The sequence below is a fragment of the Paracidovorax wautersii genome (assembly GCF_031453675.1).
GTDB lineage: Bacteria > Pseudomonadota > Gammaproteobacteria > Burkholderiales > Burkholderiaceae_C > Paracidovorax.
The window spans coordinates 3,233,579-3,253,470 of record NZ_JAVIZX010000001.1 but is presented as its reverse complement, the minus strand read 5'-3'; the positions used below and the strand labels follow the sequence as shown (position 1 = coordinate 3,253,470).

Annotated in this window: 20 protein-coding genes; 8 read left to right on the top strand and 12 right to left on the bottom strand. The window is 70.3% G+C overall.

Annotated features, from left to right (window positions below; genetic code table 11):
* Positions 1–6: 6 nt before the first annotated feature.
* Positions 7–1,332, bottom strand: coding sequence for a Tol-Pal system beta propeller repeat protein TolB (gene tolB, locus QE399_RS14710; protein ID WP_309829702.1), 1,326 nt, complete (start codon positions 1,330–1,332; stop codon positions 7–9).
* A gap of 136 nt (positions 1,333–1,468) precedes the next feature.
* Between tolB and msbA the strand changes: the two genes are divergently transcribed.
* On the top strand, positions 1,469–3,244 hold the full coding sequence (gene msbA / locus QE399_RS14705; protein ID WP_309832126.1) for a lipid A export permease/ATP-binding protein MsbA: 1,776 nt from the start codon (positions 1,469–1,471) through the stop codon (positions 3,242–3,244).
* Between the two features lie 129 nt (positions 3,245–3,373).
* On the opposite strand, the gene QE399_RS14700 is transcribed toward msbA, so the two are convergent.
* The 6 genes from QE399_RS14700 to mltG all read right to left on the bottom strand — a co-directional run bounded on the left by QE399_RS14700 (position 3,374) and on the right by mltG (position 8,205).
* Positions 3,374–4,063 carry an ankyrin repeat domain-containing protein gene (locus QE399_RS14700; protein ID WP_309829700.1) on the bottom strand — a complete coding sequence of 230 codons (690 nt, stop codon included), beginning with the start codon at positions 4,061–4,063 and terminating at the stop codon, positions 3,374–3,376.
* Positions 4,060–4,872, bottom strand: a complete 813-nt coding sequence (locus QE399_RS14695; RefSeq protein ID WP_309829698.1) for a TatD family hydrolase — start codon at positions 4,870–4,872, stop codon at positions 4,060–4,062. Before QE399_RS14695 ends, QE399_RS14700 begins: the two co-directional genes overlap by 4 nt.
* Before the next feature lie 182 nt (positions 4,873–5,054).
* Positions 5,055–5,414, bottom strand: a complete 360-nt coding sequence (locus QE399_RS14690; RefSeq protein WP_309829696.1) for a PilZ domain-containing protein — start codon at positions 5,412–5,414, stop codon at positions 5,055–5,057.
* 15 nt (positions 5,415–5,429) lie between these two features.
* Positions 5,430–6,449, bottom strand: a complete 1,020-nt coding sequence (locus QE399_RS14685) for a DNA polymerase III subunit delta' (protein WP_309829694.1) — start codon at positions 6,447–6,449, stop codon at positions 5,430–5,432.
* Complete coding sequence (gene tmk / locus QE399_RS14680) at positions 6,446–7,132, bottom strand: dTMP kinase (RefSeq protein ID WP_309829692.1); 687 nt, start codon at positions 7,130–7,132, stop codon at positions 6,446–6,448. Before tmk ends, QE399_RS14685 begins: the two co-directional genes overlap by 4 nt.
* Positions 7,133–7,197: 65 nt before the next feature.
* Positions 7,198–8,205: an endolytic transglycosylase MltG gene (gene mltG, locus QE399_RS14675; RefSeq protein WP_309829691.1), complete on the bottom strand. Its 1,008-nt coding sequence runs from the start codon at positions 8,203–8,205 to the stop codon at positions 7,198–7,200.
* A gap of 45 nt (positions 8,206–8,250) precedes the next feature.
* Here mltG and ygfZ point away from each other — a divergent pair, with 45 nt between their 5' ends.
* Positions 8,251–9,171: a CAF17-like 4Fe-4S cluster assembly/insertion protein YgfZ gene (ygfZ, locus tag QE399_RS14670; RefSeq protein WP_309829689.1), complete on the top strand. Its 921-nt coding sequence runs from the start codon at positions 8,251–8,253 to the stop codon at positions 9,169–9,171.
* 45 nt (positions 9,172–9,216) lie between these two features.
* Here the strand turns inward: ygfZ and QE399_RS14665 are convergent, their stop codons facing one another.
* The 5 genes from QE399_RS14665 to QE399_RS14645 form a co-directional block, all read right to left on the bottom strand.
* On the bottom strand, positions 9,217–10,194 hold the full coding sequence (locus QE399_RS14665) for a Bug family tripartite tricarboxylate transporter substrate binding protein (RefSeq protein ID WP_309829687.1): 978 nt from the start codon (positions 10,192–10,194) through the stop codon (positions 9,217–9,219).
* A gap of 55 nt (positions 10,195–10,249) precedes the next feature.
* Complete coding sequence (locus QE399_RS14660; protein WP_309829685.1) at positions 10,250–11,029, bottom strand: SDR family oxidoreductase; 780 nt, start codon at positions 11,027–11,029, stop codon at positions 10,250–10,252.
* 21 nt (positions 11,030–11,050) lie between these two features.
* Positions 11,051–11,746, bottom strand: a complete 696-nt coding sequence (locus QE399_RS14655) for a fumarylacetoacetate hydrolase family protein (protein WP_309829683.1) — start codon at positions 11,744–11,746, stop codon at positions 11,051–11,053.
* Between the two features lie 85 nt (positions 11,747–11,831).
* Positions 11,832–12,830, bottom strand: a complete 999-nt coding sequence (locus tag QE399_RS14650) for a Bug family tripartite tricarboxylate transporter substrate binding protein (RefSeq protein ID WP_309829681.1) — start codon at positions 12,828–12,830, stop codon at positions 11,832–11,834.
* A gap of 114 nt (positions 12,831–12,944) precedes the next feature.
* Positions 12,945–13,898, bottom strand: coding sequence for a 2-hydroxyacid dehydrogenase (locus QE399_RS14645; RefSeq protein WP_309829679.1), 954 nt, complete (start codon positions 13,896–13,898; stop codon positions 12,945–12,947).
* Between the two features lie 112 nt (positions 13,899–14,010).
* Here QE399_RS14645 and QE399_RS14640 point away from each other — a divergent pair, with 112 nt between their 5' ends.
* The 6 genes from QE399_RS14640 to QE399_RS14615 all read left to right on the top strand — a co-directional run bounded on the left by QE399_RS14640 (position 14,011) and on the right by QE399_RS14615 (position 19,737).
* Positions 14,011–15,204 (top strand): citrate/2-methylcitrate synthase, encoded by a 1,194-nt coding sequence (locus QE399_RS14640; protein ID WP_309829677.1) that lies wholly within the window; start codon positions 14,011–14,013, stop codon positions 15,202–15,204.
* 85 nt (positions 15,205–15,289) lie between these two features.
* Positions 15,290–16,027, top strand: coding sequence for an ABC transporter substrate-binding protein (locus QE399_RS14635; protein WP_309829675.1), 738 nt, complete (start codon positions 15,290–15,292; stop codon positions 16,025–16,027).
* A 133-nt stretch (positions 16,028–16,160) separates the two neighbouring features.
* Complete coding sequence (locus QE399_RS14630; RefSeq protein ID WP_309829673.1) at positions 16,161–17,018, top strand: MipA/OmpV family protein; 858 nt, start codon at positions 16,161–16,163, stop codon at positions 17,016–17,018.
* A 5-nt stretch (positions 17,019–17,023) separates the two neighbouring features.
* The gene (locus tag QE399_RS14625; RefSeq protein ID WP_309829672.1) at positions 17,024–17,683 is read left to right on the top strand and encodes a hypothetical protein; all 660 of its coding nucleotides are present in this window, start codon (positions 17,024–17,026) and stop codon (positions 17,681–17,683) included.
* Positions 17,684–17,702: 19 nt separating this feature from the next.
* Positions 17,703–18,389 carry a response regulator transcription factor gene (locus tag QE399_RS14620; RefSeq protein WP_309829670.1) on the top strand — a complete coding sequence of 229 codons (687 nt, stop codon included), beginning with the start codon at positions 17,703–17,705 and terminating at the stop codon, positions 18,387–18,389.
* The gene (locus tag QE399_RS14615) at positions 18,358–19,737 is read left to right on the top strand and encodes an ATP-binding protein (RefSeq protein ID WP_309829667.1); all 1,380 of its coding nucleotides are present in this window, start codon (positions 18,358–18,360) and stop codon (positions 19,735–19,737) included. The genes QE399_RS14620 and QE399_RS14615 overlap by 32 nt, the downstream gene beginning before the upstream one ends.
* Positions 19,738–19,892 lie beyond the last annotated feature (155 nt).

Below are 19,892 nucleotides of genomic sequence, written 5' to 3'. Positions count from 1 at the left end.
CTGGGCTCACTGCTGTTTCTGGAACGGGCCCCAGTCGGGTTCCCGGATGTCTCCACTCTGACCGGCCAGCCGTGCCTTGATCTTGCCGTCCAGCGTGGTGGTCATGAGGGCCTCACGGCCTTGCTGCTGGGTGGCATAGACGATCAGCCGGCTGTTGGGTGCGAAGCTGGGGTTTTCATCACGCGTCGTGTCCGTCACGGCGGTCACCGTGCCGGACTTCAGGTCCATTACGTGGAGCTTGAAGGCACCGCCCACCCGGGAGATGTAGGCCAACCACTGGCCGTCGGGGCTGATACTGGGCGAGATGTTGTAGGAACCGGTGAAGGTCACGCGCTCGGCACCGCCGCCGCTGGTGCCGACCTTGTAGATTTGGGGTGCGCCGCCGCGGTCGCTGACGAAGTAGATGCTTCGGCCGTCGCTGGAGAACACCGGCTCGGTGTCGATGCCTCCGCTCTGCATCAGGCGGCGGGGCTCGCCGCCGTTGGCGTCGATGGTGTAGAGCTGCGAGCCACCGTCGCGGCTGAGCGTCACGGCCAGCGTGCGGCCGTCGGGCGACCAGGCGGGCGCGCTGTTGGAGCCGCGGAAGTTGGCGATCAGCCGGCGCCGTCCCGTGGACACGTCGTGCACGTACACGACCGGCTTGCGGGACTCGAACGACACGTAGGCCAGCTGGCCGCCCGTAGGCGACCAGGCGGGCGAGATGATGGGCTCGGGGCTGGACAGCGCGGACTGCGCGTTCTCGCCGTCGGCATCCGCCACCCACAGGCTGTAGCGGCTGCCGGCCTTGGTCACATAGGCGATCCGGGTGGAGAACACACCGCGCTCGCCAGTGAGCTTTTCGTAGATGAAGTCGGCGATGCGGTGGGCCACCAGGCGCAGGTCGGCCTGGGTGACCACGAAGCTCTGCCCTCCCAGGTCCTGGCCCTTGACGACGTCCCACAGGCGAAAGCGGACGTCGTAGCGTCCGTCCGCCAGGCGGCTGACGCTGCCGGAGGCCAGCGAATCGGCCTTCTTCTGCCGCCACAGGGCGACGTCGGGGCGGGAGGATTCGTCGAGCTGCGCATCCGATGCGTCCACGCCGACGAACTGGCCGCTGCGCTCCAGGTCGGCCTGCACGATGGCGGAGATCTTCTGCGGTGATTGCGCCTCGCCGCGGAACGGCGCGATGGCGATCGGCAGCTGCGTCAGGCCGACACCCTTGATCTCGACGCGGAACTGCGCCAAGGCAGGCAGTGCGGAGCTGGCGGCAAGGGCCGTGACGGCGTGCCGTCGGGACAGGTGCGGAAGCACGGTGGAGAGAGAGGGAAATGAGGGAGTTCGGTCAATAGTCATTGGTAACCATCGAATAACCGTACAAAGGCCGGTAACAGGAGCCCTGCATGTTACACATAGCCTAGGCCGGCCTGTGACAAACTGTGCTGAGCTGCAATAGCCGAAACGTAGAATCCGCCTCTCATGCAATCCCCGAATCATAGCGCTGCGCAGCAGCCCCCAGGCGGGTTCCACCGCATCTCTTTCCCTGCTGCAGCGCATTCGCCGCCTGCACGTTTACTTCGGGCACCAGCGGTTGGCCTGGACCATCGCCGTGTGTGCCACGCTGGTCGCGGCGATCACCGAACCGCTGATCCCCGCCCTGCTAAAGCCCCTGCTCGACCAGGGGTTCACCGAGGGTTCCCTGAAGCTGTGGATGGTCCCGCTCGCCATCATCGGTGTGTTCATCGTGCGCGGGCTGGCGCAGTTCTCCGGCCAGTACGCGCTGGCGCGCATCGCCAACGAGGGCATGCTCAAGCTGCGCGAGGCGCTGTTCCAGCGGCTGCTGGCGGCCGAGATGAATCTGTTCGGCAAGCAGTCTGCGAGCGCGCTGTCCAACACCGTGGTGTACGAAGTGCAAACCGGGTTCCAGTCGCTGGTGCAGGCGCTCCTCGGACTCTCGCGCGATGGCTTCACCCTGATCGCCCTGCTGGGCTATCTGCTGTACCTGAACTGGCAGCTGACGCTGATCGTGGCCGTGATGGTGCCCGGCGTGGGCTGGATCATGAAGACCTTGTCGCGCCGGTTGTACGGACTGACGAAAAGCAGCCAGCAGGCCACCGACGACCTCGCCTATGTGGTGGAAGAGAACGTGCTGGCCCACCGCATGGTGCGGCTGCACGGGGCGCAGGAGGGCCAGGCCCAACGCTTCGCCCAGCTCAGCCACAGCCTGCGCCGCCTGGCTATCAAGTCGACCATCGCCTCGGCTGCCATGACGCCGCTCACGCAGCTGCTGGCGGCCGGCGCCCTGTCGGCAGTGATCTGCATCGCGCTGTGGCAAAGCCAGGGCGCGGGCACCAAGGACGTGACGGTCGGCGGCTTCGCCTCCTTCATCGCGGCCATGCTGATGCTGGTGGCGCCCATCCGCCGCCTGGCGGACGTGGCCAACCCCATCACGCGCGGCGTGGCGGCGCTGGAGCGCGGCCTAGCGCTGCTGGGCGATACGCGAGCGGAAGACAGCGGCAGCCACCGTGTGGCGCGTGCCGAGGGCGCCCTGAGCCTGCGCGGCGTGACGGTGGCCTTCGAGGCCGACCAGGCGCCGGCTCTGGACGCCATCGGGCTGGACATCCGCCCCGGCGAAATCGTGGCCTTGGTCGGGCCGTCAGGCGCCGGCAAGACCACGCTGGTCAACCTGCTGCCCCGCTTCCTACAGCCGACGTCGGGGGAGATTCTGCTCGACGGCGTGGCCATCGAACAATGGGACCTGGGCTGCCTGCGCGCGCAGTTCGCCATGGTCAGCCAGGACGTGGTGATGTTCAACGACACCATCGCCGCCAACGTGGCCCTGGGCGCACCCGTCGACGAAGCGCGGATCCAGGCCTGCCTGGATGCGGCCAACCTGGCGGCGCACGTGGCGTCGCTGCCGCAGGGCATGCACACGGTGGTGGGGCACAACGCGACGCAGCTGTCGGGCGGGCAGCGCCAGCGCCTGGCCATCGCCCGCGCGCTGTACAAGGACGCGCCCATCCTCATTCTCGACGAGGCCACGTCGGCGCTGGATACCGAGTCCGAGCGGCTGGTGCAGGAAGCCCTGCAGCGGCTGATGCGCGGGCGCACGACGCTGGTGATCGCCCACCGCCTGTCCACCATCGAGCATGCCGACCGCGTGGTGGTGATGGAGCGGGGTCGCATCGCCGAACAGGGCTCGCACGCCGAGCTGATGGCCAGCGGCGGGCTGTACGCCCGGCTGCAGGCGCGCTCCAACGTCCACTGAAAAACATAGCAGCCGGCGCTTGTCCAGGCTGCTTTTGCGGTTTCCAGAGGCCTCAAACACCCTTCTGGAAAGCGCAAGCTGCTATCAATTTTTTACAATTGAGGTGCGCAAGCGGTGCGCACCCTGCCCTCACCAGGTGCTGCGGGCGGCCGGCTGGCGCTGCCGGGCGGCGGCGGTCACCAGGTCCACCATGTCCTGCCGCTGCGCCTGGCGCGCGAAGTCGGCTGCCGTCAGCCCCAGCTGGTTCTTGAGTGTGGGATCGGCGCCCTCGCGCACCAGCAGGCGGGCCGCGTCGCCCGTGCCGTAGCGCACGGCCATCATCAGCGGCGTGGTGCCATTGGGCGAGCCGGCGTCGATGTAGGCATGGTTTTCCAGCAGCAAGGTGATCATGGCCGGCGCGTTGTCCGTGATGCACGACGCGGCGTAGTGCAGCGGCGTCCAGCCGGTCTTGTTGACGTCGGCGTCCTTGGCGATGAGGGCGCGCGCCGCGGGCAGGTTGCCCTTGATGGCGGCCATCATGAGGGCGCTCTCGTCCTGTGCATTGCGCGCTTCCACCTGCACGCCGCGGGCCTGCAGGATGGCCTGGAAGGCCGACATGGATTCCAGGCTGAGTGCGAGCGTCAGGCCCACCTGGCCTTTGGCGTCACGGGTGTTGGGATCGAAACCGCGGCGCAGCAGCGCCGTGATGGCATCGCCCTGGTCGCGCACGATGGCCGTGAAGTATTCGTCGTAGGCGCCTGCGTGGGCGCAGCCGGTCGTGCCGCCCTCTACGCCCACCAGGGCGAGCCAGGCCAGGGCCCGGCGTCGTTGCATCGTCATGGCGTCTTGCCTTCCTGCAGAAACAGATCGTCGAAGTTGCGGCTGGTGGCCGAGGCGATGGCCTCCACCGACAAGCCGCGCACCGTGGCAATTTGCTGCGCAACGAAGGGCACGTATGCCGGTGTGTTCGTCTTGCCCCTGTAGGGCACGGGCGCAAGGTAGGGGCTGTCGGTCTCGATGAGCATGCGGTCCAGCGGCACGAAGGCGGCGACGTCACGCAGATCCTGCGCATTCTTGAAGGTGAGGATGCCCGAGAACGAGATGTAGTAGCCCAGGTCGAGTGCCGCCCGCGCCACCTCGGCCGTTTCGGTGAAGCAATGGAACACGCCGCCGGCGCGGTTGCCCGCGCCGTCCTCGCCCTCTTCGCGCAGGATGGCCAAGGTGTCGTCCGAGGCGCTGCGGGTGTGGATCACCAGCGGCTTGCGGGCCGTGCGCGCTGCGCGGATGTGCGTGCGGAAGCGCTCGCGCTGCCACTCCAGGTCGGCGATGCTGCGGCCCCCCTTGCGGTCTTCCATGCCGTAGTAGTCCAGCCCCGTCTCGCCGATGGCCACCACGCGCGGCAGCGCTGCGCCGTCCAGCAGATCCTGCACGGAGGGCTCGGTCACCCCCTCGTTGTCCGGGTGCACGCCGACCGTGGCCCAGAAGTTGTCATGGGCCGTGGCCAGACCCTGCACGGCGCCGAACTCTTCCATCGTCGTGCAGATGCACAGCGCCCGGTCCACCTGCGCGGCCGCCATCGCATCCCGGATCTCGGACAGTCGGGGCAGCAGGCTGGGATCGTTAAGGTGGCAGTGGGAATCGGTGAACATGCGCGAAAGTATTCGGAAGACAACAAAAACATCGGCGGCCAACGGGCTGCAGACCCAGGCCAGGGCCAGCTGCGCTGAACCACGTCCGAGCCGTATCGCCAGGGCCTCTGAGAAACGAAAAAGCCGACCGGCATCACCGTTCGGCAGCAAATCGGCCAGCCCCCAAGAATACCGGGGATCGGTCAGATGGTCTGGGTGGGGCGTTCGGAAGCCAGCGCAGCGCCCAGGATCTCTTCGATCTTGTGCTTGAGCAGGCGGGACTTCTCGTCCTTGGGGAACTGGATGCCCACGCCCTGCGTACGGTTGCCGGCCGCGCGGGCCGGGGTGACCCAGGCCACACGGCCGGCCACGGGGTAGCGCTGCGGGTCTTCGGGCAAGGTCAGCAGCACGTAGACGTCGTCGCCCAGTTTGTACTCGCGCGGCGTGGGCACGAAGATGCCGCCTTCGGCAAAGAACGGAATGTATGCCGCATACAGGGCCGCCTTTTCCTTGATGGCCAGCTGCATGACGCTGGGACGGGGCGCTGTGGAGGGACTGCTCATGGGTCTGCGAAAGGGCTAATGGCGCGAGTGTAGGGCGTTTCGCGCCTGGGCCACAAGCGACTCCAGCATGAGGCCGGCATTGAACGGATGCTCCGCGGTGCGGGCCTCCTTGGCCAGCGCGCGGGCCCAGCGTGTGAGCGGGGCGACGCCGGGCGGTTCGGGCAGGTCGGCCTCGGCGAAGTAGCGCGGCGGCGCGCCCACGCGGCGGGCCAGCAGATCGTGGCACAGCTTCTGCAGCGCGTCGACCGCCTCGGCAGGCGCCATATCGGCCAGGGCCGAGACATCGCCGCGCGCAACGGCCTTGGGCAGCTGGGCCCAGGCCTGCGGGCTGCGGCCCGCGCGCGCCAGGGCCAGCGCATCGTCGGGCCGGCCGCCGGCTGCACGCAGCAAGGCCTGCGCTGCATCCTGCGCCACGCCCTGCCCCGCCAGCCACGCATGCATGGCCGGGGGCTGCGGCCAGACCATGGTGTGGCCCAGGCAACGGCTGCGGATGGTGGGCAGCAGCTGGTGGGCCGCCTCGGTCGCCAACACGAAGCGCACGTCGCCGGGCGGCTCCTCCAGCGTCTTCAGCAGCGCGTTGGCGGTGACGTGGTTCATCTGCTCGGCGGGATAGACCAGCACCGCCTTGCCGCGGCCGCGGGCCGACGTGCGCTGCGCGAACTCCACCGCATCGCGCATGGCCTCCACCCGGATCTCGCGGCTGGGCTTGCGCTTCTTGTCGTCGATCTCGGCCTGTGCCTTCTCGGGCAGCGGCCAGCCCAGCGCGACCATCTGCGTCTCGGGCATGAGCACGCACAGGTCGGCATGGGCACGCACGTCGATGGCGTGGCAACTGGTGCAGTGGCCGCAGGCGCCGTGGGGCGTGGGCGCCTCGCACAGCCAGGCGCGCACCAGTTCCAGAGCCAGGCGGTACTGGCCCAATCCGGAAGGCCCCTGCAGCAGCCAGGCATGGCCTCGCTGGGCCAGCAGCTGGTCGCGCTGCGCCGCGATCCAGGGCGCTACGGGCTGCTCCGCCAATGCGGCAGCGTCGCTCATGCCGGCGCCCCGGCAGCCGGTACCAGCCAGCCCCGCTGTACCAGCACGTCGGCCAGTTGCGCCCACACGGCCTCCCGGGGCTGGGCGGCGTCCAGCCGGGCGAACCGCTGGGGCGCGACGGCGGCGCGGTCGGCATAGCCCTGCGCCACACGGGCGAAGAATGCCACCGGCTGGGCCTCGAAGCGGTCGGGCACCCGCGCGCCCGCCAGCCGCTGCGCGGCCACGGCCGGGGGCAGGTCGAACCACAGGGTGAGATCGGGGTTGCGCATCGGGCTGGGCTGCGGGCCCAGGCCGGTCTGGGCCATGCGCTCCAGGTCCAGCAGCGCGACGGTGTCGAAGCCCCGGCCGGCCCCCTGGTAGGCGAAGGTGGCGTCGGTGAAGCGGTCGCACAGCACGACCTCGCCACGGGCCAGGGCCGGCTCGATCACGCAGCGCAGGTGGTCGCGCCGGCCGGCGAAGATGAGCAGCGCCTCGGTCAGCGGGTCCATGGCGTCGTGCAGCAGCAGCGTGCGCAGCTTTTCGGCCAGCGGCGTTCCGCCGGGCTCGCGCGTGACGACCACGGTGCGGCCCGCGGCCCGCAAGGCATGCGCCAGCCCGTCGATGTGCGAGGACTTGCCCGCACCGTCGATGCCTTCGAACGTGATGAACAGCCCGCGCTCGGCGGGTGCTTGCTCCAATGCCATCGACGTTCCTGTTCCTGTGGGTTCCGGTGAATGAAAGAGAGGGGCCGCCGTCTGCGCGCGTCCCGTCATGGGCCGCCGCGCTGGTAGCGGTTGACGGCCCGGTTGTGTTCGTCCAGCGTGGGGCTGAAATGGCTGGTGCCATCGCCGCGCGACACGAAATACAGCGCCTTGGTCTGCTCCGGCTGCACCGCTGCCAGCAGCGAGGCCTTGCCCGGCAGGGCGATAGGCGTCGGCGGCAGGCCGCCCCGCGTGTAGGTGTTCCAGGGCGTGTCGGTCTGCAGGTCCCGCCGGCGCAGGTTGCCGTCGAACTTCTCGCCCATGCCGTAGATCACCGTCGGGTCGGTCTGCAGCAGCATGCCGATGCGCAGCCGGTTGGTGAACACCCCGGCGATCTGCGCGCGGTCGGCGGCGCGGCCGGTTTCCTTCTCGACGATGCTGGCCAGGATCAGCGCCTCGTCGGCATTCTTGAGCGGCGTGTCCGCGGCCCGCTGCGCCCAGGCGGCCTCCAGCCGCTTGTCCATGGCATGCAGCGCGCGGCGCAGCAGGGCGAGGTCGCTCGTGCCCTTGGCGTAGTTGTAGGTATCCGGAAAGAACCGACCTTCCGCCGCGACGCCCGGACGGCCCAGCGCCTGCATGAGGGCGGCCTCGGTCATGTCGCGGGTCTCGGGCTTGAGCTGGTCTTCGCGCGCCAGGGCCTGGCGTACCTGGCGAAAGGTCCAGCCTTCGACCAACGTCAGGGCGCGCAGGGCTTCCTCGCCACGCACCAGCATCTGCAGCAGGCCGCGCGGGGTGGTGCCTACCGCTATCTCGTAGTTGCCCGCCTTGATGAGCCGGTCCTGCCCCGAGAAGCGGAACCAGGCATAGAGCACGCGCGCATCCAGACCCACGCCCGCCTCGACCACGGCACGGGCCACGCCGCGCGGCGTGGTTCCGGGGTCGATAACCAGCTCCAGCGGCTGGTTGGCGGGCACGCCGGCGCGCGGGCGCACGGGCATGGGCTCGTGCAGCCACCAGAAGGCCACGGCCCCTGCCGTCAGCACCATCACCAATACCAATGCGAGAAATCGACGCACAACCCTGCTGCCTGTGTGAATGGAACCGGGCATCATAATTCAGCCATGACCACCACCCTGCCTGTGCCGCTGGACGGCGTGACCCCTCCTCTGACGCACCTGGGCGTGATCCGTGTCGAAGGCGAAGAAGCCGCCAAATTCCTGCACGGCCAGCTCACCCAGGACTTCGCCCTGCTGGGGCTGGACCAGGCCCGCCTGGCGGGCTTTCTCTCGGCTAAGGGCCGCATGCAGGCCAGCTTCATCGGCTTCAAGCGCAGCGCCTCCGAGGTGCTGCTGGTGTGCTCGGCCGACCTGCTGGCGCCCACGCTCAAGCGCCTGTCCATGTTCGTGCTGCGCACGAAGGCCAAACTGACCGACGCCAGCGCCGATTTCACCCTGCGCGGCCTGGCCGGCAGCGCGGCCCCGGCAGAGCGCGCGCCCTGGAGCAAGGCCGACGCAGGCGCCGCCAGCGTGGTGCAGCTCTACCCGGCCGACGGCCAGGCGCGTGCCCTGTGGGTGGCGCCGGCCGGCACGCCGGCGCCGGAGGGCGCCGAGCTGCCGCTCGAAGCCTGGCGCTGGAGCGAGGTGCGCAGCGGCGTCGCCACGCTGACCGCGCCGTTGGTCGAGGCCTTCGTGCCGCAGATGCTCAACTACGAGTCCGTCGGCGGCGTGAACTTCAAGAAGGGCTGCTACCCCGGCCAGGAGGTGGTGGCCCGCAGCCAGTTCCGCGGCACCCTCAAGCGCCGCACCTACCTGGCCCATGCAGTGGAGGACATGCCCGTCGGCGCCGAGGTGTTCGCCGAGGGCGATGCCGAGCAGCCCGTGGGCACCGTCGTTCAGACCGCGCCGGCACCCACTGGCGGCGTGGACCTGCTGGTGTCCATGCAGATCAGCGCTGCAGACGCCACACGCCTGAACGCCGTGCGTGCCGACGGACCCGCGCTGGCGTTGCTGCCCCTGCCCTACGCGCTGCTCGACGACATCTGAGTACCACCCGGCACGCGGCCGGGCCGCCCGGTCGCCCGGGCGCTGTCATTCCGGCTGGATGCCGGCTTCCTTGACGACCCGGCCCCACTTGGCCAGGTCCGACTTGATGACTGCGGCGTACTCCGCCGGCGTGCCGCCCTGCACTTCGATGCCGGCGCCTTCGAGCTTGCTGCGGACATCGGGCAGCTTCAACGCGGCGTTGATCTCGGCGTTGAGCCGGTTGACGATGGCCTTGGGCGTGCCGGCCGGCGCGAGGAAGCCGCCGTTGGTATTCGCGTCGTAGCCCTTCAGCCCCTGCTCGGCCGCCGTGGGCACCTCCGGCAACGACCTGGACCGCTGCTGCGTGGAGACCGCCACGGCCTTCACCGTCCCGGCCTTCACATGGGCCTGGATGGCGCTGATGGTGTCGATGTAGAGCGCCGTGCGGCCGGCCAGCAGATCGGGGTGGGCGGCGGAGGAGCCCTTGTAGGGCACCAGCAGGATGTTGGCGCCGCTGGCGAGGCGGAACATCTCCGCCGCCATCTCCTGCGCACTGCCCCGGCCCGAGGTGGCGACCTTGGCCTCGTCCGGATGGGCCTTCATCCAGGTGATCAGCTCGGGCAGCGTCTTGGCGGGCACCTGCGGCGCCACGGCGAACACCAGCGGCACCTCGTGCGTGTAGACGATGGGTTCGAAGCTCTTCTCAGGGTCCCATCCCAGGTTCTTGAACAGGAACTTGTTGATGTTGTGGCTGCCCCCGACCACGCCGATGGTGTAGCCGTCGGGCGGCGACTTGGCGAGCACATCGGTGCCCAGGTTGTTGGACGCGCCGGGCTTGTTTTCGATGATCACCGGCTGTCCCATCGACACCGCCATCTTGTCGCCCACCACACGCGCCAGCGTGTCGATGGCGCCGCCCGGCGGGGCCGGCACGATGATCTTGATGGCCCGGCTGGGATACGCCGCCTGGGCTGAGGCGAGCGCGGGGGCGACGGCCAAGGCAGCGCCCAGGGCAAGGGTCTTGAAGAGAACGACGGATTTCATGCTTTGTCTCCTGGTGGATGCAGGTGTCTCCTGCGGTTTATGTCTCTGGCCGGGTTCAGCCGCGTCCGACGAACGGCATGGCGCTGGCCATCACCGTCATCTGCAGCACATTGGCCTCGGGCGGAAGCGCGGCAATGTGCCGCACGGCGTCGGCCACATGGCTGGCGGCCATCATGGGTTCGGGCGCCACACTGCCGTTGGCCTGCAGCACGCCGCGCGTCATGCGCTCTGACAGCTCGGTCAGCGCATTGCCGATGTCGATCTGGCTGGCCACGATGCCGTAGGCCCGGCCGTCCAGCGCGATGGCCTTGGTCAGCCCCGTCACCGCGTGCTTGCTGGCCGTGTACGGCGCCGTGAACGGCCGCGGCGCGTGGGCAGAAATCGACCCGTTGTTGATGATCCGCCCGCCCTGCGGCTGCTGGCGCCGCATCAGGCCGAAGGCAGCCCGGGCGCACAGGAACACGCCGGTCACATTGGTGTTGATCACGCTGAACCATTTGTCCAGCGGCAGCTCGTCCATCGGCACGGCGGGTGCATTCACACCGGCGTTGTTGAACAGCAGATCCAGCCGCCCCCAGCGCCGCTCGATCGCGTCGAACAGCGCCTGCACGCTTTCCGGGTCGGTGACGTCGGTCGGCACGGCCATCGCCGTCTGGCCGCGCGCGGTGGCCTCGGCGACCAATTGGTCCAGCGGCTCGGGGCGGCGCCCGGCCAGCACGACGGTCCAGCCGTCGCCGAGCAGCCCCAGGGCGACCGCCCGGCCGATACCGCTGCCGGCACCGGTGACGAGGGCGATGCGTGTCGGACGGGAGGAGGATGGAGAAGAGAGGTTCAAGACAGGGCTCCAGTAAGGGAATCACGAAGAGGTGGCGGTGACGTCCATGGCCAGTTCGCCGATGCCGTCCACACCGGCCCGCACGCTGTCGCCGGGGTGCAGCACGTCGACGCCGGCCGGCGTGCCCGTGAAGACCAGATCGCCCGGCGCGAGAGTGACCGAACGGGACAGCATGGCGATCAGCTCGGCCACCGGCCATAGCAGCTGCGCCACGTCCGACCGCTGCCGCTCCACGCCGTTGACCGTCAGCCAGATGGCGCCGCTGCGGGGGTGGCCGCAGCGTGCGGCCGGCACCAGCGGGGTACACGGTGCGGAATGGTCGAAGGCCTTGGCCGGCTCCCAGGGGCCGCCGGCTGCCTTGGCCTGCCGCTGCAGGTCGCGCCGGGTCATGTCCAGCCCCACGGCGTAGCCCCAGACGTGGCCGGCCTCGGCCCGTGCGGGATCGATGCCGCGCCCGCCCTGGCCGATGGCCACCACCAGCTCCACCTCGTGGCAGAACTCGGTGGTCTGCGGCGGGCAGTGCAAGGCCCCCTGGGCCGGCACGACGGCACTGGCGGGCTTCATGAACCACGCGGGCATCTCGGCCGGGCGCGGCTCGTCCGCGCTCCAGGCGTAGTTGCGGCCGATGCAGAACACCCGGCCCACGGGAAACCGTGCGCTGCTGCCGGCCACCGCCAGGGTGACGGGGGCGGGCACGGGAATGGCGAAAGACGTCATGCAGACAGCTCCTGCGGCAAGCGGGTGCGGAACGAACGAACGAACGGACGGACGGAGGCGGTGCGAACCGGGCCCAGGGCGCGGCTCAGTCGACGGTGATCTTGCGGCTGCGGATGATCTGCGCGTAGCGCGCGCGGTCGTCCTTGATCAGCTTGGCGAATTCCGGGGGTGTCGTCGTGCGGGGCACACCGCCCAGCGCCGCGAACCGCGCCTTCACCGCCTCGTCCGCCATCACGGCGCGCACGTCGGCGGCGATCTTCTGCACCAGTTCCGGCGGTGTGCCGCCCGGCGCCAGCACGCCGATCCACGAGATGGCGTTGAAGCCGGGCAAGGCGCCTTCCGCCAGCGTGGGCACGTCGGGGAAGGCCGCCACGCGCTTGTCGCCGGTGACGGCCAGAGCCCGCAGCTTGCCGGCCTTGATGTGGCCCGAGGCCTCCAGCACCGTCATGAACGACAGCTGCACATGGCCGGCCAGCAGGTCGGCGATGGCCGGGCCGCCGCCGCGGTAGGGCACGTGGAGGATGAATGTCCCGCTCTGGTCCTTGAACAGCTCGGCCGCCAGGTGCGGCGCGCCGCCGGCGCCGGAGCTGCTGTAGGTGAGCGAGCCTGGCTGGGCCTTGGCCAGCGCGATGAACTCGGCCGGCGTGCGCGCCTGCACGCTGGGGTGGACCATCATCGCCAGCGGCAGTTCGGCCAGCAGGGTGATGGGAGCGAAGGCCGTGTCGGCGTCATAGGGCAGCTTGGGGTACAGCGACGGGTTGATGGCCTGCGTGCCGATGTTGCCCAGCAACAGCGTGTAGCCGTCCGGCTTGGCCTTGGCCACATAGTCGGCGCCGATCTGTCCTGCGGCGCCGCCCTTGTTGTCCACCACCACCGTCTGGCCCCAACGCCGGCCCAGTTGCTCGGCCAGCAGCCGGGCACCCGTGTCGGTGCCCCCACCAGGCGGGAACGGCACGACGAGCGTGACCGGCTTGGACGGAAAGGCCGGGGCCGGGGCCGAGGCCTGGGCCCAAACCGGCGCGACTGCGCCAAGGGCCGCGGCCAGAGCCAGCGCGCGGATGAGGATGGAACGTCGTTGGGTCATGTCTTGTCTCCGTTGTCGTTGTGTGGTCTTCGTTCAAGCAGTGCCCTCCCCTGCGCCGCACCTGTGTCCGGCTTGTGCGCAGGGTGGGCGGCACGCGGCCGCCAGGCCGCGCGCTCAGGTCGTCAGGCTCATCGCGGGGCGTTCGCCCGCCAGGGCCTGGGCCACGCTGGCGAGCACCATGTCGGCCATGGCCGCACGGGTCTCCCAGGTGGCGCTGGCACGGTGGGCCTGCAGCGTCACGGCATCGGACTGGCGCAGGGCCCGGGGCACGCGCGGCTCGTCCACGAACACATCCAGTCCGGCCCCGGCGATGCGCCCGGCCGTGACCGCAGCGGCCAGGTCCGCCTCGTTGACCAGCCGGCCGCGGGCCACGTTCACCAGGAAGCCGCTGGGCCCCAGTGCATCGAGCACCGCCGCATTCACGATGCCCTCGGCCTGGTCCGCAGCGGCGCAGAGCACCAACGCGTCCGACTCCTGGGCCAGCTCCAGCAGGGTCGGTACGAAGGGATGGGCGATGTCGTCCATGGCGCGCAGATCGGTGTAGCGGATCGGGCAGCCGAAGGCGGCCGCGCGCACCGCCACGGCCCGCCCCACCCGGCCCATGCCCACGATGCCCACGCGCATGCCGCTGAAGCGACGCGCCAGCGGAATGGCGCTGGGCTGCGGGTACAGCTCCCACTGGCCGTCCCGCACGAAGCGGTCGCCTGCGCAGAGGTTGCGGCAGGCGGCGATCAGCAGGCCGATGGCCAGGTCGGCCACGTCCTCGGTCAGCGCGCCCAGCGTGGCCGTGACCGGCAGGCCGCGGGTGCGGCAGTAGGCCAGGTCCACGGCATCGGTGCCGACACCATTCACGGCCACCACCTTCAGCGCGGGCAGCTGCTCCAGCATGGGGCGCGAGATGCCGGTATGCCCGCCCGTGATCACCGCCTCGATGCTGCTGCCGTACTCACGCAGCCACGCCTCTGGGTCGGCGATCTCGAAGTACTTGTGCACCTCGTACAGCGCGGCCAACTGATCGTTGGCGGCGGGAATGAGGATGGGATTGAGTTGGAGGATGCGAGGCTTCATGGCGTGCGGTACAGGTCAGCAGGAGCGATGGACGCATCCTAATTAACAGTTGACCAATCAAGCAATATTGATCTATAAAATCAACATATATATTTGTGAAAGCCTCCGGACCATGGCCTCCTGGATCACGATGGAAGAGGTCTGCACCCAGCTCGGGGTGCAGCCCCAGACCGTGTACGCATACGTCAGCCGCAAGAAGATCGAGGTGGCAGCCGACCCGGCCGACAGCCGCCGCAGCCTCTACCGCGCCGACGACGTAGCCGTGCTGGCGCGGCGCAAGCAGGCCGGCCGCAAGCACGAAACCCTGGCCAACAACACCCTGTTCGGCGCGGAGCCCAGCATTCCCACCGCCCTCTCGACCTTCGCGCGGGGGCACCTGTACTACCGTGGCCAGGATGCGGTGGCGCTGGCCGCCACGTCCACCCTGGAAGAGGCCGCCCGGCTGCTCTGGGCCGCTGACCGGCCGGTGGACTTCGCCTGCCCCGTGCCCGTCGCCGACGGCCCGGCCGGGCGCACCGCGGCCTTCACCGCCCTGGCGCAGCTGGCGGCCACGGGGCATTCGACGCGCGGGCGCATGGTGCATGTGCTGCACGCCGAGGCGCAGGGCCTGGTCGGCCGCCTCGCCACGGCCTTTGGCGCGCAGCCCGGCGACGGACCGCTGCACCAGCGCTTTGCCAACGGCTGGAAGCAGAAGGCCCCGGTGGCCGAGCTGCTGCGGACCGCACTCGTGCTGCTGGTGGACCATGAGCTGACCAGCTCCGCCTTCGCCACGCGCATCGCCGCGTCCACCAACGCCTCGCTGCCCGCCTGCCTGCTGGCCGGGCTGACGACCCTTTCGGGCCCGCTGCACGGGGACGCCTCGGGCCGGGTGCAGAACCTGTTCGCCGACGTGGAGCGGCTGGGCGAGGACCAGGTGGTGGGCCATTACCTGTCCGCAGGGCTGCCGTTCGCGGGCTTCGGCCACCACATCTATCCGGACGGCGACCCCCGCGCTGCCGCCCTGCTGGCCCGCTTCGAGCCGCCGGAATTCATCGCCCGGTTCATCGAAAAGGTGACCGCGCTCACCGGTCTGCAGCCCAACATCGACGTCGCCCTGGCCGCGCTAGTGGCGCACTACCGCCTGCCAACGGACGCCGCCTTCGCCCTGTTCGCCACCGCGCGCAGCGTGGGCCTGCTGGCCCACGGGCTGGAACAACTCGGGGTGGCGCAGGTGATCCGCCCACGGGGCCGCTACGTGGGCATCGTGCCTGGCACCGAGGGATCCGATGGGCCGGGCGCTGCATCGCCGCGGGCCCCGCTCGCCTGAGCGGTGCTGTTTACAGCGGATGCGAAAGCCGGCACGCTTGGCCCTCAACGCCTTCGCCCACCACCCTTCTTAGAGACACCTTGCCATGCCTGTCACGCCCGACCTGCTGACCACCCTGGCGCCCACGGGGCGCATCCGCGCCGCCATCAACACCGGCAACCCCATCCTGGCGCGGCGCGAGGCCGACGGCCGCCCCGCCGGGGTCTCGGTCGATCTGGCCCACCGCTTCGCCGAGCGGCTGGGTTTGCCCCTGGAGCTGGCGGTGTTCGACACCGCAGCCCAGTCGGTGGAGGCTGTCACGCGCGAAGAGGCCGACTTCGGCTTCTTCGCCATCGACCCGGTGCGCGGCGCGGGCATTGCCTTCTCTGCGCCCTATGTGCTCATCGAAGGCAGCTACCTGGTGGCGGCCGGCTCTCCGCTGACCGACAACGCCCAGGTGGACCAGCCGGGCTGCACCGTCGTGGTGGGCCAGGGCAGCGCGTACGACCTCTTCCTCAGCCGCACGCTGGCGCATGCGCAGATCGTCCGGGCGCCCTCCTCGCCGGCGGTGGTGGAAACCTTCCTGGCCACCGGCTCCGATGTGGCGGCCGGCGTGCGCCAGCAGCTGGAGGCCGATGCCGCCCAGCGGGCCGATTTGCGTCTGCTGCCTGGCCGCTTCATGGTCATCGAGCAGGCCATGGGCCTGCCCCGGCCGCGGAGCCAAGCCGCTCAGCGCCTGCTGGCGGATTTCGTCGAAGAGGCCAAGGCATCGGGCTTTGTCGCGCAGGCCCTGCAGCGGCACGGCATCCAGGGCGCGGTGGTGGCGCCCGCCGGCGGCGCCTGATCAGGGCGGCGACCGGCCCACCCGTGTCCGGGCCACGTGCTCTGGGCGGTATCGGCATTCCGGTCCGCGTGGTAAGTCGCCAGTAAGGCGGCCTGCCGGAGCATCGGCGGGTCTCCACACCACCGCCCTTCCCATGCAACAAAGCCCCTCCCGCCCTGCCCGCGCCACGCCGGCCCTGCAGCGCCTCGCCACCTTCGCCACCTTCGCCGCCTTCACCGCCCTCGGCACTGCCGGGCTCATGGGACCCGCCGCCGCCCAGTCCCGTACAGACGCACCCGCCCCAGAGTCTTCCGCCGAGTCGGCCCAGGGCACGCAGTGGGGCCTGGGCCTGGCCGCCGGCGTCTTCCAGCAGCCCTACGAAGGGGTCGACAACAAGAAGCGCGCCCTGCCGTTGCTCTATGTTGAAAACCGCTGGCTGCGCATCGTCGGCCCCAGCGCCGACCTGAAGCTGGGCCACTGGCACAGCGGCTATGGCTCCGTCGAGCTGGCGGCGCGCCTCAAGTACGAGGGCCTGGGCTACGAGGCCAGCGACTCGCCCGCCCTGCGGGGCATGGACGAGCGCAAGGAGAGTTTCTGGGCCGGCGGTGCCGTGACCTGGAGCACCTCCATTGCCCGGCTCTCCGCCGAATGGACGGGCGACGTCTCCAGCCACAGCAAGGGGCAGCAATTGCAGCTGCAGGCGGACCGCCGCTTCGGCTTCGGCCGCATGGCGCTCACGCCGCGCGTGCAAGCGCAGTGGCTGGACAAGAAGTACGTGGACTATTACTACGGCGTGAAGTCCAGCGAAGCCCTGCCCGGCCGCGAGGCCTACGCCGGCAAGGCCGCCACCACGTTCAGCATCGGCCTGCGGGCCGACTACCAGCTCCAGCCCCGGCAGACGATCTTCCTCGACGTGTCCGCCACCCGCCTGCCGGACGGGATCAAGAACAGCCCCATCGTCGGCCGCTCCAGCGTGTCGCGCGCCAGCATCGGCTACCTCTACCGCTTCTGATGCCGATGGGACGCACCGCCCCCACCCGAGCGACGGCGCTGCAGCGGCCCTGGCCGGCTGCGCCGGCACCCGCGCCGCTGCGGCGCCCCGCCCTCGCCCACCGGCTGGCGCCGCGCTCGGCCCTGAGCGAGGCCCGGCTCGATCTGCTGTTCGAAAGCCTGGTCCGCGCTTTCCGTGCCGACCTGCTGCGCGCCCTGCAAGGCGAGCCGGCAGGGCCGGCCCGGTGCCTGCGCGCCTACCTGCGCAGCGTGTGCGACCACGCCCTGCGGCCCGACCGGCGGCAGGCACGGGCGCTGCAACTGCTGATGCAGCCGCCCTACGAAACCATCTGGCGCGATTTCGTGGCCGAGGCCTTCGCCAGCGATACCGTGGATGGCGATCTGGCCCAGCAGTGCCGCGCCGCAGCAGAGGCCCTGTGGCTGCGGCGTACCGCAGACAGCCTGGCGGGTCGCGACCCGGGCGATGGGCCGCGCAAGGCACCTGGCGGTGCCTCAGTCAGCGTGGACGCCGGCGCTCCCCGCCCGGCGCCGGGCAGCCCGCCCGCCCTGCCGGTGGTTTCGGTGCGAGACTACCTGCTGTCCCTGTGCGATGCCTGCGCAGACGCTCCTCTGCCGCCAGTGCCCGCGCGCAACGCTTCGTCGCCCATTCCCCAGGCCCCCCACTGACCGCCGCCCCCACCGCTGCATGAACCGCATCGCCCTCATCGAAGACCACGGCCGCCTGGCCGCGCTGGTGCGCCAGGCCCTTTCGCAGGCGGGCATCGAAACCGACGTGTTCCATGACCTGCATTCCGCCTCGCTGGCGCTGGAGACCATGGACTACGGCGTGCTGGTGGTGGACCGGGGCCTGCCCGACGGCGACGGCCTGCAGCTCGTGCGGCGCCTGCGCGCGGCCGGGCGCGCCACGCCCTGCCTGATGCTGACCGCACGCGACGCCCTGCACGACCGGCTCGAAGGCCTGGACAGCGGCGCGGACGACTACCTGACCAAACCCTTTCCCATGGAAGAGCTCATCGCCCGCGTGCGGGCCCTGCTGCGGCGCCCCGCCGCGGTGCGGGCGCTCGACCCGAGCTATGGCGACCTCTCCGTGAGCGCCGAGCACAGCACCCTGGCCTGCGCCGGCACCACCGTGCCGCTGTCCGCGGCCGAGCTGCAGATCATGCTGTGCCTGGCCCGCAAGGCCGGGCAGACCGTGCGCCGCTCCGCGCTGGAGGCCGCCGCCTGGGGCCTGTCGGAGACGGTCACGCCCAATGCGCTCGACGTGGCCCTGCACCGGCTGCGGCGCAAGCTGGCCGCTGCCGGCTCGCACTACCAGATCGCGAACCTGCGAGGCCACGGCTATGCGCTGCAAGAAGCTGCACTGGCCGCGTAGCCTGCGCTCCCGGCTGCTGGTGGTGTATGCGCTGGGCATGACGTTCAGCGCACTGCTCGTGGGCACCACCGTCATGCTGCTGGCCGCACCGTTCAACCGCTACATGCTGGAGTGCGGCTCCACCGAGTTCGCCGAGGCGCTGGCCCGCCGCGCCGTCTTCGCGGCCGACGGCACGCCCACAGGATTCGACGAGACCAAGATCGAACGCTGGGTGCTCACCGGCTTCGGCGACGAGGTGATCGTGCGCATCGCCGATGCGCAGGGCCGCGTCGTCTTCGCGCCCGCTGGCGACTTCACTCCGCTGACGCCCGAAGGCCGCCCCTTCGAGCCCCGGACGCAGGCCTTCGCCCTCACCCGCAAGGGCGTGGCCATGCACGCCGCCACCGCCGAGGTGGCGCACCAGGGCCGGCCATGGTACGTGCAGTTCGCCGCCAGCGACCGCCTGGTGCTGCAGATGCGCGACTCGTTCGGCATTCCGGCGCTGCACCAGGGCATGCTGGTGATCGGCGTCACCTTTCTGGCGGTGTTCCTGCTCGCCACGCACATCACGCTGCAGCGCATGCTCAAGCCGCTGCGCACGGCCTCGCAGGAAGCCCTGCGCATCACGCCGCAGACGCTGGACGCGCGGCTGCGCACCGGAGGCCTGCCCAAGGAACTGTCACCGCTGGTCGAGGCTTTCAACCAGGCGCTGGACCGGCTGCAGACCGGCTTTCGGACGCAGCAGGAATTTCTGGCCAACGCCGCCCATGAGCTGAAGACGCCGCTGGCCCTGATCCGCGCGCAGATCGAGCTGGAGCCGAACGACCAGCGCACCCCCTTCCTGCTGCAGGACGTGGACCGCATGGCGCGCCAGGTGCAACAGCTGCTGCACCTGGCCGAAGCCAGCGAGGCGCGCAACTACCAGCTGGCCGCCGTGGACCCGCAGGCCGCCGTAGCCGAGGTCTGCGACTACATGGACCGCGTGGCGCGCCAGAACGGCGTGCGCATCGTGCAGCGCGTGGACGCCGCCGCGGCGGCGGCTGCCGGCTGGCAGGCGGACCGGGGCGCCCTGTTCACCCTGTTCAAGAACCTGCTTGAAAACGCCATCCAGCACAGCCCGCAGGGAGGCGTGGTGACCGTGACCATCGATGCCGAGGGCTTCAGCGTGGCCGACGAAGGCCCGGGCGTGGCGCCAGCCGACCTGCCCCGGCTGTTCGACCGCTTCTGGCGCGGCGCCGCCCGGCGCGACGAAGGCGCCGGGCTGGGCCTGTCGATCTGCCAGGAGGTGGCCCGTGCGCACGGCTGGCACATGCAGGCGAGCCCGGGCGACCGGGGGCTGCAGATGCAGGTGCGGTTTCCGGCGGCGTGATGCCTCATCCCTCCACCGTCGGCCCGGGGGCCGGGAGCCGCGAGGACAGGCAAACGCCCCGGAATACCAAACAGGCCGAAAAGACGAGGAGTAGCGCAGAGCGTGGGGCGCGGCCGACCCGCTATGGAATCAGAAGCGGTCAGCGCTCATCCACA